Origin of the sequence: Aeromonas sp. FDAARGOS 1405, assembly GCF_019048265.1 — a bacterium.
GTDB lineage: Bacteria > Pseudomonadota > Gammaproteobacteria > Enterobacterales > Aeromonadaceae > Aeromonas > Aeromonas veronii_A.
In genome coordinates this window covers 325,662-338,396 of sequence record NZ_CP077311.1, presented here as the reverse complement: position 1 = coordinate 338,396, position 12,735 = coordinate 325,662, and the positions used below count along the sequence as shown (strand labels likewise).

Annotated in this window: 4 protein-coding genes, 2 tRNA genes and 2 riboswitches; of the genes, 5 read left to right on the top strand and 1 reads right to left on the bottom strand. The window is 59.4% G+C overall.

What is annotated here, in order from left to right; all coding sequences use genetic code 11:
- Window positions 1–49 precede the first annotated feature (49 nt).
- Window positions 50–126: transfer RNA gene (locus tag I6L35_RS01575), tRNA-Arg, on the bottom strand.
- 482 nt (window positions 127–608) lie between these two features.
- Window positions 609–696, top strand: a riboswitch (cyclic di-GMP riboswitch).
- 98 nt (window positions 697–794) lie between these two features.
- On the opposite strand from I6L35_RS01575, the gene I6L35_RS01570 reads away from it, so the two are divergent.
- The 5 genes from I6L35_RS01570 to I6L35_RS01550 all read left to right on the top strand — a co-directional run bounded on the left by I6L35_RS01570 (window position 795) and on the right by I6L35_RS01550 (window position 12,729).
- Window positions 795–3,392 carry a glycosyl hydrolase family 18 protein gene (locus I6L35_RS01570; protein ID WP_216979362.1) on the top strand — a complete coding sequence of 866 codons (2,598 nt, stop codon included), beginning with the start codon at window positions 795–797 and terminating at the stop codon, window positions 3,390–3,392.
- A 620-nt stretch (window positions 3,393–4,012) separates the two neighbouring features.
- Window positions 4,013–4,100: riboswitch (cyclic di-GMP riboswitch) on the top strand.
- A gap of 99 nt (window positions 4,101–4,199) precedes the next feature.
- The gene (locus tag I6L35_RS01565; protein WP_216979361.1) at window positions 4,200–6,812 is read left to right on the top strand and encodes a glycosyl hydrolase family 18 protein; all 2,613 of its coding nucleotides are present in this window, start codon (window positions 4,200–4,202) and stop codon (window positions 6,810–6,812) included.
- 73 nt (window positions 6,813–6,885) lie between these two features.
- Window positions 6,886–9,867, top strand: a complete 2,982-nt coding sequence (locus I6L35_RS01560) for a M66 family metalloprotease (protein ID WP_254204515.1) — start codon at window positions 6,886–6,888, stop codon at window positions 9,865–9,867.
- A 79-nt stretch (window positions 9,868–9,946) separates the two neighbouring features.
- A complete protein-coding gene (locus tag I6L35_RS01555) occupies window positions 9,947–11,863 on the top strand; it encodes a glycoside hydrolase family 19 protein (RefSeq protein ID WP_216979360.1) in 1,917 nt (638 codons plus the stop codon).
- 790 nt (window positions 11,864–12,653) lie between these two features.
- A tRNA-Ala gene (locus I6L35_RS01550) sits at window positions 12,654–12,729 on the top strand.
- The last annotated feature ends 6 nt before the right edge of the window (window positions 12,730–12,735 follow it).

Below are 12,735 nucleotides of genomic sequence, written 5' to 3'. Positions count from 1 at the left end.
ACGCTGTCCCCATCGTCAACGAGATGAGTGAATGCGAAAGGGGGATTGGTGGCGTCCCAGGCAGGATTCGAACCTGCGACCTCGCCCTTAGGAGGGGCGCGCGCTATCCAGCTGTGCCACTGGGACGTGCGCGCATTATATAAAAATGCCAATAAAAATAAACAACTGCGTATGTCTGTCTATCCAGTTGCTTACATTATGACCGGATTGTGTGTTTGTTATCTCGGCAGGTCAGATAAACAAATTCGTTGAGTCTGGATCACCAAGGATGGCAGGAGGGAGGTGATGGTGTGGGCGGGGTTTGATTTTTTATGCAATTAATTAACTTTAAATTTTGCTGCAGCAGTTCGGGCGGGACTATCTCTTGTTGTGCTCTGCTATCAGATGTTGATCTTTTTCTTATTTATCTGTGCTCGATTTAAAAGGGTTTATTTATCAATTATTTATTTGCTTGTTTCGACTGAGTTTTCCCTTCTATTTTAAAGGTGACGCATGATGCAGCGACCAAGCGGCAGGTATGGCTAGCAGGGGAGGATAATAGTCTTGTTTGCGTAGTTATATAAATTGCCATAGAGTTAATTTGCGATTAGTTATCGCCGAAAATAAAGTTGTGACAAGGGCAAACCGATTGAAAAGTCGGGACGCAAAGCCTCCGGTCTAAAGGCGCTGTTGATCTGGGATAGCGGGGCCACCACAGTGTTATGTTGACTGCCTTTGCCAAGGGGTAGTCGTGTTTGTGCTGTCTGTCGTGTTGTGTCGCCCTTTCGTTTGTCCATAACGTAAAGGAAAACAATATGCTAAGTCCAAAACCCACATTGCTGGCCATGATGGTCGGCTCCCTGCTTGCCTCATCCGGCGTTTATGCGGCCGCTCCGAGCAAACCCACCATCGGCTGGGGTCCCACCAAATTTGCCATTGTGGAAGTCGATCAGGCGGCAACCTCTTACAACAATCTGGTCAAGGTGAAGGATGCCGCCGATGTGGAGGTGAACTGGAACCTCTGGAGCGGCGATCTGGGCCAGAGTGCCAAGGTATTGCTCAATGGTCAGGAGGTGTGGTCCGGCCCCTCCACCGCAGCGGGCAGCGCCAAATTCAAGGTGAAGAAAGGGGGGCGCTACCAGATGCAGGTGGCGCTGTGCAACGCCGATGGCTGTACCCTCTCTGATGCCAAGGAGATCGTGGTCGCCGATACCGATGGCAGCCATCTGGCGCCACTCAAGGCTCCGCTGCAGGAGAACAACAAGCCCTACGCCAACAAGTCCGGCAAGGTTGTAGGGACTTACTATGTGGAGTGGGGAGTCTATGGCCGCAAGTTTACGGTGGACAAGATCCCGGCCCAGAACCTGACCCATATCCTCTATGGTTTCACCCCCATCTGCGGCGGGGATGGCCTCAACGACAGCCTCAAGGAGATCGAAGGGAGCTTCCAGGCACTGCAACGGGCGTGTGCCGGCCGGGCCGACTTCAAGGTGGCGATGCACGATCCTTGGGCCGCCATCCAGATGCCGCAAGGCAACCTCACCGCCCATGATGAGCCCTACAAGGGCAACTTTGGCGCCCTGATGGCGCTCAAGCAGGCCTATCCGAATCTCAAGATCCTCCCCTCGGTCGGTGGCTGGACCCTCTCCGATCCCTTCTACTTCCTCGGTGACAAAACCAAGCGCGATGTGTTTGTCGGCTCGGTGAAAGAGTTCCTGCAGACCTGGAAGTTCTTCGACGGTGTGGATATCGACTGGGAGTACCCGGGCGGACAGGGTGCCAACCCGAAACTGGGCAGCCCGAGTGATGGTGCCACCTACGTGGCCCTGATGAAGGAGCTGCGGGCCATGCTCGACGAGCTGGAGGCCGAGACTGGTCGCCAGTATGAGCTAACTTCCGCCATTGGAGCGGGGGGCGACAAGATCCAGGATGTGGACTACAAGGCGGCCCAGCCCTACATGGACCACATTTTCATGATGACCTACGACTACAACGGCGCATGGAGCAACACCGAGCTGGGTCACCAGACCAACCTCTATGCAGCGAGCTGGGACCCCGATACCAAGTACACCACCGACAAGGCGGTCAATCAGCTGCTGGCGCAGGGGGTTGACCCCGGCAAGCTGGTGGTCGGTGCCGCCATGTATGGCCGTGGCTGGACTGGCGTGAGCGGCTATCAGGGCAACAACCCCTTCACCGGCAAGGCGACCGGAAAGGTGAAAGGCACCTGGGAGGACGGGGTGGTGGATTACCGCGACATCGTCAACAACCGGATGGGGGCTGGCTGGGAGAAGGGCTACGACGAGGTGGCCGAGGCGCCCTATCTGTTCAAGGCGGCGACCGGCGATCTCATCACCTATGACAACGAGCGCTCGGTCAAGGCCAAGGGGCAGTATGTGCTGGCCAACAAGCTCGGTGGCCTCTTCTCCTGGGAGATCGATGCCGACAACGGCGACATCCTCAACGCCATGCATGAAGGGCTGGGCCATGGCGAGGGGACGACTCCACCTACCAACAAGCCGCCGCTGGCCAACGCGGGCAGTGACCTCAAGGTGACCGGCCCGACCGAGGTGACGCTGGATGGTTCAGCCTCCCACGATCCGGAAAACAGCGCCCTCACCTATAGCTGGAAGCAGATCTCCGGGCCGCAGGCTGCCCTGCTCGATGCCACTCAGGCCAAGGCCCGTGTTGTACTCGATGCCGTGTCCGCCGACATCAATCTGGTGTTCGAGCTGACGGTGACCGATGATCAGCAGTTGAGTGCCAAGGATCAGGTGGTGGTGACCAACAAGGCGCCGCAGGCCAATCTGGCGCCTGTGGTGAGTCTACCTGCCACGGCCTCTGTGGAGGCGGGCAAGCAGGTGACCATCAAGGCGACCGCCTCCGATCCGAACGGTGATCCACTCACTTATCAGTGGAGTGTGCCGGCAGGCATCACCGCAACGGGTCAGAGCAGCGCCACCCTGGTGGTGACTGGCCCGAGCGTCACCAGCGACACCGGCTATGACCTGAGCGTCACCGTCTCCGACGGCGGACTGGATGCCAGTGCGGCAACCCGTCTGACGGTCAAGCCGGCCAGCAGCAGCGGTGGTTGCACGGCGACCGATCCGGATGCGGTCAATTGGCCAGTCTGGAAAGCGGCAAGCACCTATAACAGCGGCGACAAGGTGAGCCATAACCAACTGGTGTGGCAGGCCAAGTACTGGACCCAGGGCAACGAGCCTAGCCGCACCGCGGATCAGTGGTTGCTGGTGAGCAAGGTGCAACTGGGTTGGGATACCAATGTGGCCTACAACGGTGGCGAGCTCACCACCCATAACGGTCGTCAGTGGAAGGCGCAGTACTGGACCAAGGGCAATGAGCCCGGCAAACACGACGTCTGGCAGGATGTGGGAGCCGCCAGTTGTAAATAAGCATTGAATGGTGGCGGGGCATGCCAGTCATGCCCCGTTTTTTCTCCCCGCTTCGCCACATTCTGGCGGGTCTGCCAACCGGTTTCCCCACCCAGATTCTCTTTTGTGCCTGCAAAGCAGCCCTTCCGGGCTAGTGATTAATGCTCTCTCCGATAGCTGGCATCTGTGCCGCACGTTGCCCTTTGCCAGCCATTGAGGCTGTTAATAAGCCAGACCATTCCGGCCAGTGGCAAGGCATAAATCGTCAAACGAACAAATTTGTCGTATCTGGATAACCGGGTGCGTGAGGGCAATTCGCTGGGCATGAAGACACCTGCTGGCCATGCAAAGCGGCGATTATAAATTCATTAGTTGCGATACAGATGGGTCTTTTGTCGCATATTGTTCTTACTCATTGATTTTTCTCAATTTGGTGTGATGCAGATCAAAAAAATGGTGTGAGGTATCTGGTTGGAGGTGATGAGATTAGGTCTGCATATCCGGCTGTTTTTTAAACATTAATTTCTTGAAAGTGGGTAATTGTCGGGGTTGGTAACTGGTGGGCTGGCAATGGTCCGATTTGCTTACTTATCAGAATTACCCTACAGTCAATCGGCGATTATTTATCGCCAGAAATAACGTTGTGACAAGGGCAAACCGATTGAAAAGTCGGGACGCAAAGCTTCCGGTCTAAGGGTCAAGACGACCTAGGATAGCGGGGCCACCACAGTAGTATGCAGGCTGCCTTTGCCAAGGGGTGGCCGTTTTTGTGTCACCTGTCGTGTTGCGTTGCCCTTTCGTTTTTCCAATAACGAAAAGGAAAGCAATATGCTAAGTCCAAAACCTGCACTGCTGGCTATGATGGTCGGCACCCTGCTCGCCTCCTCCGCCGCTTATGCGGCAGCTCCCGGCAAACCCGCCATCGGTTGGGGCCCCACCAAGTTTGCCATCGTCGAAGTCAACCAGTCCGCGACCGCTTATAACGAGCTGGTCAAGGTGAAGGATGGCGCCGATGTGACCGTCACCTGGAATCTCTGGAACGGCGATATCGGCCAGAGTGCCAAGGTGCTTCTGGATGGCAAGGAAGTCTGGTCCGGTCCCTCTTCCGCCGCGGGTACCGCCACCTTCAAGGTGCACAAGGGGGGCCGCTATCAGATGCAGGTCGCGCTGTGCAACGGCGATGGCTGCACCCTGTCTGATGCCAAGGAGATCGTGGTCGCCGATACTGATGGCAGCCACCTCGCACCGCTCAAGCCAGCCCTGCAGGAGCACAACAAGCCTTACGTCAACAAATCCGGCAAGGTGGTCGGCACCTACTATGTGGAGTGGGGGGTCTATGATCGCAACTTCACCGTGGACAAGCTGCCAGCCCAGAACCTGACCCATATCCTCTATGGCTTCACCCCGATCTGTGGCGGTGATGGCCTCAACGACAGCCTCAAAGAGATTGCCGGCAGCTTCCAGGCGCTGCAACGTGCCTGTGCCGGGCGCAAGGATTTCCAGGTCGCCATTCACGATCCCTGGGCTGCGCTGCAAAAAGGGCAGGGGTCACTGGTCGCCTGGGATGAGCCCTACAAGGGCAACTTCGGCAATCTGATGGCTCTCAAGCAGGCTTATCCGGACCTGAAGATCCTCCCCTCCGTCGGTGGCTGGACCCTTTCCGACCCCTTCTTCTTCATGCATGACAAGGCCAAGCGTGACGTGTTCGTCGCCTCGGTCAAGGAGTTCCTGCAGACCTGGAAGTTCTTCGACGGTGTCGATATCGACTATGAGTTCCCGGGCGGCGACGGTGCCAACCCCAATCTGGGGGACAAGACCAAAGATGGTGAAACCTATGTGCTGATCATGAAGGATCTGCGCGCCATGCTCGACGAGCTGGAGGCCGAGACCGGTCGCACCTATCAGCTCACCTCCGCCATCGGTGCCGGTTACGACAAGATTGAGGATGTGGATTACAAGGCTGCCCAGCAGTACATGGACCACCTCTTCGTGATGAGTTACGACTACAACGGTGCCTGGAGCAATACCTCCCTGGGTCATCAGGCCAACCTCTATCAGGCTACCAACGGCTCGGCCAACAAGCGCTACAACACTGATGCAGCGGTGCAGCAACTGCTAGCGCAGGGGGTCGACTCCGGGAAGCTGGTGATCGGTGCCGCCGCCTACGGTCGCGGCTGGAAAGGGGTGAGCGGCTATCAGGGCAACGATCCTTTCACCGGCACCGCCACCGGAAAGATCAAGGGCACCTGGGAAGATGGCGTGCTGGATTATCGCCACATCGTTAACAGCCATATGGGCGCAGGCTGGGAGTACAACTACGACGAGACTGCCGAAGCGGCGACCCTGTTCAAGCCCTCCACCGGCGAGCTGATCACCTATGACGACGAGCGCTCGGTCAAGGCGAAAGGCCAATACGTGCTGGCCAACAAGCTGGGCGGGCTCTTCTCCTGGGAGATCGATGCCGACAATGGCGACATCCTCAACGCCATGCATGAAGGTCTCGGTCACGGCGAAGGGGTCACTCCGCCAGCCAACAAGCCGCCGGTTGCCAATGCGGGCAGCGATCTGAGTGTCACCGGCCCGACCGAGGTGACGTTGAACGGCTCCGCGTCTCACGACCCGGAAAATGGCACCCTCACCTATAGCTGGAAGCAGGTCTCCGGCCCGCAGGCCGCTCTACTTGATGCCACTCAGGCCAAGGCCCGGGTTGTACTCGATGCAGTGTCCGCCGACATCAATCTGGTGTTCGAGCTGACGGTGACCGATGACCATCAACTGACCGCCAGGGATCAGGTGGTGGTGACCAACAAGGCGCCGCAGCCCAACCTGCCTCCGGTGGTGACTTTGCCTGCCAGCGTCAAGGTGGAAGAGGGCAAGCAGGTGACCATCACTGCCAAGGCATCCGACCCCAACGACGACGAGCTGATCTATCAATGGCAAGTGCCTGCCGGTATCACGGCGACCGGCCAGAACAGCGCCACCCTGGTGGTCACCGGCCCGGCGGTGGATGTTGAAACCGGTTATGACCTCTCTGTGACCGTCTCCGATGGCGCACTCGATGCCAACGCGGCCACCCGTCTCACCGTCACGCCAGTCAACGAAGGCGGTGAGGGGGGCTCTTGCAACACCACCGACCCGGAAGCGGCCAACGTTCCCGCATGGCAGGCCAGCAAGGTCTACAACGGCGGTGACAAGGTGAGCCACAACCAGCTGGTATGGCAGGCCAAGTACTGGACTCAGGGTAATGAGCCGAGCCGCGCCGCCGATCAGTGGGCGCTGGTGAGTCAGGTTGATCTGGGTTGGAACGCTGCCGTTGCCTACAACGGCGGGGATCTCACCAACCACAACGGCCGTCAGTGGAAGGCCAAGTGGTGGACTCAGGGCAATGAGCCGGGCAAGCACGATGTCTGGCTGGATATCGGGGCAGCAAGCTGTAACTGAGGCCTCCTCACCGATGACGGGGCATGGCGACATGCCCCTCATTCCCGGTAGCAATATGAACGAGAACCCGACAATGACCACAAATGTGACCCGAATCGCTGCCCTCATCATGGCAACCCTGGCGGCTGGCCCCCTGTCTGCCACCACCTCGCCCCTGATATTCAATGACACGACCCCGCAAAGCGATCTGGCGGGTAGCCTGGGTGCCAGCGTGCAGTTTGCCCAGAGCCAGATCCTGCCTTCCCATCCCAAGGAGGGGGATCGCCAACCCATCCTGACCAGCCTGCGCAAGAGCCTGCTGCTGGTGCAACCGCTCCAGGCCAACGGGGTGACCCCCATGACGGTGGAGGTCCGTGACGGCAGCGGCAAGCTGCTTGGCACCCTGACCTTGTCACCGCCATCGGCGCTGCCCGAGACGGTCTACCATCTCGCGGGGGTTCCCGAAGGCGGAGTGAGCTTCGTCCCGGAGAGCGGCAGCACTGCCATCATCAGCAGCAGTGCTGATTTGGCCAAACTGAGCGACAAGAGCGGCGCCTTCCTCAAGGAGCGGCTGACTGGGCGTGCGCTGGTGGAGATCCAGACCGCCGACGGCCGCTGGGTTCGGGATATCTACCTGCCCGTGAGCCCGGAGCTGGAGGGCAAGATGGTGCGGATCCGCTCCAGCGCTGGTTATAACTCGACTGCTTTCTATGGCGAGCGACAGGTGACCGTCTCCCGTGGCCAGACCCTGCAGTTCAAGTTTGCCAAGGGGCAGTGGTTCCGTGAGGGGGAGCTGGAGAACAACCGCATCACCTATGCCCCGGATACCTGGAGTGGCGAGCTGCCCGCAGAGTGGATCCTGCCCGGACTGAACCTCTCCGTTCGTCAGGGCAATCTCAGTGGTGAACTGCGTGACATCAAGGTCGGCGCCCCCGGCGAGCTGCTGTTGCACACCATTGACATCGGCATGCTCACCACACCACGGGAGCGCTTTGCCTTTGCCAATGACAAGGAGGCCCATCGCGAATACTTCCAGACCATTCCGGCCAGCCGGATGATTGTCAGTCAGTATGCACCGCTCTCCCTGCCTGAGGTGATGCTGCCCAACGGCACATTGCTGACCGACTTTGACCCGAGCGAGGGGGGTTGGCATGGCGGCACCATGCGCCAGCGCATCGGCAAGGAGCTTATCTCCCACGGTATCGACAATGCCAACTACGGCATCAACAGCAGTGCTGGTGAAGGGGAGGGGAGCCATCCCTTTGTGGTGGCCCAGCTGACGGCGCACAACAGCCGCGGCAAATATGCCAATGGGGTTCAGGTGCACGGTGGGTCAGGTGGCGGTGGCATCGTCACACTGGATGATTCGCTGGGCAACGAGTTCAGCCACGAAGTGGGCCATAACTTCGGCCTTGGCCACTATGTGGATGGCTTCCGTGGCTCGGTTCATCGCAGTGCCGATCAGCTCAACTCCAGCTGGGGCTGGGACAGTGACAAACACCGTTTCATCCCCAACTTCTCGCCGACCCGCACCAATGAGGATGCCTGTCTGGATGGCCAGTGCCAGCCACCGTTCGATGGCCGCAAGTTTGGCTACGATGCGATGGCGGGCGGCAGCCCCCTCTCTGGCGCCAACCGTTTCACCCTCTATACCCCCAATTCGGCCGCCATCATCCAGCGCTTCCTGGAGAGCAAGGCGGTGTTTGATGCCAACTCGGCCACCGGCTTTAGCAAGTGGAACAGTGCGACGGCCAGGATGGAGCCCTATCAGCACACAATCGAGGGGATCGAGAAGGTCGATGCCCCCATGGATGCCCTGAGCGAGGCCGGACTGAGTGCCCTGCTGGCGGATTACGGCTTGGTCAGGGTCGCCATGTGGGACGGTCGCTGGACTCGTGATATCCGGGTGCCGGTTGCCTCTGCGGACAACCGTGGGCGCAGTCTGACCATCGATCACGGGGCCGGTTACAGCAGTCGCCTCTTTATCAACGGCAAGGAAATTGTGGTGAACCGGGGCTTCAAGAAGAGCTTCACCTCGGATGGCCTGAGCTGGGTGGAGGTCTCCCCCATCGATACCAAGGTTGCGCGCAAGCCCGAGCAGTTCGGCGTGCCGGTGACCACTCTGGTGGGCTATTACGATCCGCAAGGAGCCCTGCGCAGCTACATCTATCCGGCACTGCACGGCGCCTATGGCTTCACCTATCCGGATGACAGCAACACCCTGTCCGGCAGTGACTGCCAGTTGCAGGTGGAGACCCGCGATGGTCTGCAGCGCTTCAGGCTGGCCAATCACAGAGCGGCCAGTAGCGTCATGAACAAGTTCCACATCAACCTGCCCACCGCCAGCGAGCCCGGCCGCGCCACCATCCAGTGCCGTGGCCAGACACTGGTACAGCAGAGCTTGCTGCCACCGCAGCAGGCGCTCTCCTTTACCGTCAACGGGCGGCCGCTGGAGCAGGGCGTGGTGGAGAACCAGCCTCCGGTGGTGACCGTACCGGCGCAGCTCGGCGGCATCGGCGGTGAGTGGCTGACCATCACCGCCGAGGCGAGCGATCCCGAGGGCGACGCGCTGAGCTACCGCTGGCACTTCCCGACGGGCTGGCAGGTAGAAGGCGAGACCAGTGCCAGCCTGCGTCTGCTACCGCCGGCTGTCACCACTAGTGAGCAGCATGAGCTGAGTGTGAGCGTCTCGGACGGGGTACATCAAAGCGAAGGGCGCGTCGTGCTGACGCTGGCGCCCGTGGTCGATGGTTCTTGCAACACCACAGATCCGGAAGCGGCGAATGTTCCCGCATGGCAGGCCAGCAAGGTCTACAACGGCGGTGACAAGGTGAGCCACAACCAGCTGGTATGGCTGGCCAAGTACTGGACTCAGGGTAATGAGCCGAGCCGCGCCGCCGATCAGTGGGCGCTGGCGAGTCAGGTTGATCTGGGCTGGAGCGCTACCGTTGCCTACAACGGCGGTGAGCTGACCAACCACAACGGCCGTCAGTGGAAGGCCAAGTGGTGGACTCAGGGTAACGAGCCGGGCAAGCACGATGTCTGGCTGGATGTCGGGGCGGCAAGCTGCCCCTAGGTTGAGCCCATGATGAAGATGGCGGCGCCTGTTCAGGCGGGTTCTGCCTTTTGCCACAAAACCATAGAGAGCAACAATAATGAAAAAAAACCGCATCACCCTTCTGCTTGCCGGCATGATGCTGAGCGGCCACCTGTGGGCGGCCGAGGCATACGACATCAACAAATCCTACCCGGGCGGCAGTCAGGTCAACTACAACGGCCAGGTTTTCGAGGCCAAGTGGTGGGTCAACCCGGGGCAGACTCCCGGCATGGCGGCCGCCAATGAGTGGGATACCCCGTGGAAGCTTGTCGGCGAAGGGGAAGTGACCCCGCCGGACACCGGTGGCGATGACAAGCCCAATCCGCCGACGCCTACCCCGCCGGATGGCAGCACCACCCCCGTCTATATGAGCCAGGCCGAGCTGGATGCCAAAGAGAAGGCGCTGACCGACTTCCCGGCGATGGAAGCGGTCAAGGCCTCCATCGCTACCCGGGACAATCTGGTGGTCGAGGCGGTGCAGCCGGGCCGTGCCGACAACCCGGGCAACGTCAAGCGGGTCGAAAGCCTGCTGAGCGAGAGCCAGTTCAACTACCTGTTCCCGCTACGCGCCCCCGAGTACACCTATCGTGGCCTGTTGCAGGCGGCGGCCAAGTTCCCGGCCCTGTGCAGCGACTACAGCGACGGCCGCGATGCTGACGCCATCTGCCGCAAGACGCTGGCAACCATGTTCGCTCACTTCGCCCAGGAGACCGGTGGCCATGAAAACTGGCGCCCGGAGGCCGAGTGGCGTCAGGCGCTGGTCTACGTGCGCGAGATGGGATGGAATGAGACCATGCGCGGCGGTTACAACGCCGAGTGCCGTCCCGATGTGTGGCAGGGTCAGCAGTGGCCGTGCGGTACGTTCGACAATGGCGAGTTCAAGAGCTACTTTGGCCGCGGCGCCAAGCAACTCTCCTACAACTACAATTACGGCCCCTTCTCCGAGGCGATGTTCGGCACGGTGCGCACCCTGCTCGACCGCCCCGATCTGGTGGCCGACACCTGGCTGAACCTCGCCAGTGCGGTGTTCTTCTATACCTATCCGCAGCCGCCCAAGCCTTCCATGCTCCATGTCATCGATGGCACCTGGCAGCCGAATGACCATGACAAGCAGAACGGTCTGGTGCCAGGCTTCGGGGTCACCACCCAGATCATCAACGGTGGGGTGGAGTGCGGCGGCCCGGTCGAGCACGCCCAGTCCCAGAATCGCATCAACTACTACCGCGAGTTTGCCAACTACCTCGGGGTGGCGGTGCCATCCGACGAAGTGCTGGGCTGCAAGAATATGAAGGTGTTTGACGACAATGGCGCCGGTGCCTTGCCCATTTATTGGGAGCAGGACTGGAGCTATGTGGCAGAGAACCCCAACGGCGGCAAGAGTTATGCGTGCAAACTGGTGGGCTACCAGACCCGTTTCAGCGCCTTCAAGGCAGGGGATTACAGCCGCTGCGTTCAGCACTTCTATCCGGAGGTGGTGATCGAGGATAACGGCGGTGGCACCAACCTGCCACCGGTGGCCAATATCACCGGCCCGGCGCAGGCCGAAGGTGGCAGCAAGGTGACCCTTTCCGGCCAGCATTCCAGCGATCCGGAAGGCAAGCCACTCTCTTATGCCTGGACTGTCCCGGCTGGAGCCTCTGCCCCAGCACTGGATCAGGTCACTCTGGAGTTGACCCTGCCCAAGCCGGCCAGCGATACCAAGCTGGAGATCAAACTGACGGTCACAGATGAAGGTAATCTGAGCCGCAGCACTACCCATAGCCTGCAGGTGAAAGGGGAGGAGGGGGGCGTAACGCCGCCTGACTATCCGGCCTATAAAGAGGGGACTCCCTACAAGGCAGGCGAGCGGGTCAGCAACGGCGGTGCCAGCTACGAGTGCAAACCGCACCCCTACACCGGCTGGTGTGCTGGTGCCGCCTGGGCCTATGAGCCGGGCAAGGGCACGGCCTGGGCCGATGCTTGGATCAAGCTCTGAGCAGTTTCAGGGTTACAAGGCTTGCCGATTAGCCAGCGCACGATCTGGTGCCATGACAATCCGGAGCAATAAAAGATGGGGCCTGCGGGCCCCATTCTTGTTTGGTGGAGTTCAGGTTTGGCCGTGGAACATCTGGCCCGGACAGGACAGCGCCTCGAGAGGGCTGTGTGATGATGTGTGTGTTGTAGTTTTATTACGTTTTCCGTGAAAGGCTTTCAGCAATTATTTGCCGTAGCGGAAGTAGTATTCACGGGTGGAGGGGGCGTAGGCATCTTTCTCTACAACGCCGTTCTTGGTGGTTGCACCGCGCAGGTGGAACAGGACTGCCAGATTCTCAAACATGGTTTACCTCATCGCTCTGTCATTTATGGTTATGGTGTGTGACTTGGGTCACGGTTTGATCCTATGGTCATTTGTGAGCCAGATCAACTTTCTGTGTTGTAAATTTACAAAAATCATGGAAAGGGTTTTCAAATGCAATGCCCTTTATGGAAAGGCTTTCCCTAGGTGACGGGGGAGACGCTGACGATCAGCCTGCAAAAGATGCCTGAGAGCGGGGGCGTTGCACGGGGAAAGAGGCTTGCTGCATGGCCTCTCCTTTATAGGTGCTTGAGCCGATTTATGACATAAAACAGAGAGATAGCACGCGCCTTGCTGGTAAAAACAGCGAACTGCTGCAATTTTGACTAAACGAATCAGTCGCGGTTATTTTAGGGTTGACAGCAAAGCGGGTGATGCCTATCATGCGCCTCCGTTGCCGGAGATAACTTCGTCAGCGCCGAGGTGAGTTGGGGTTATAGCTCAGCTGGGAGAGCGCTTGCATGGCATGCAAGAGGTCCGCGGTTCGATCCCGCGTAGCTCCACCAAATTCT

What these genes read in the sequence shown, in the direction of transcription:
- I6L35_RS01570 (WP_216979362.1), top strand. Translation starts at nt 795, where the DNA reads ATGCTAAGTCCAAAACCCACATTGCTGGCCATGATGGTCGGCTCCCTG.
- I6L35_RS01560 (WP_254204515.1), top strand. Translation starts at nt 6,886, where the DNA reads ATGACCACAAATGTGACCCGAATCGCTGCCCTCATCATGGCAACCCTG.
- I6L35_RS01565 (WP_216979361.1), top strand. Translation starts at nt 4,200, where the DNA reads ATGCTAAGTCCAAAACCTGCACTGCTGGCTATGATGGTCGGCACCCTG.
- I6L35_RS01555 (WP_216979360.1), top strand. Translation starts at nt 9,947, where the DNA reads ATGAAAAAAAACCGCATCACCCTTCTGCTTGCCGGCATGATGCTGAGC.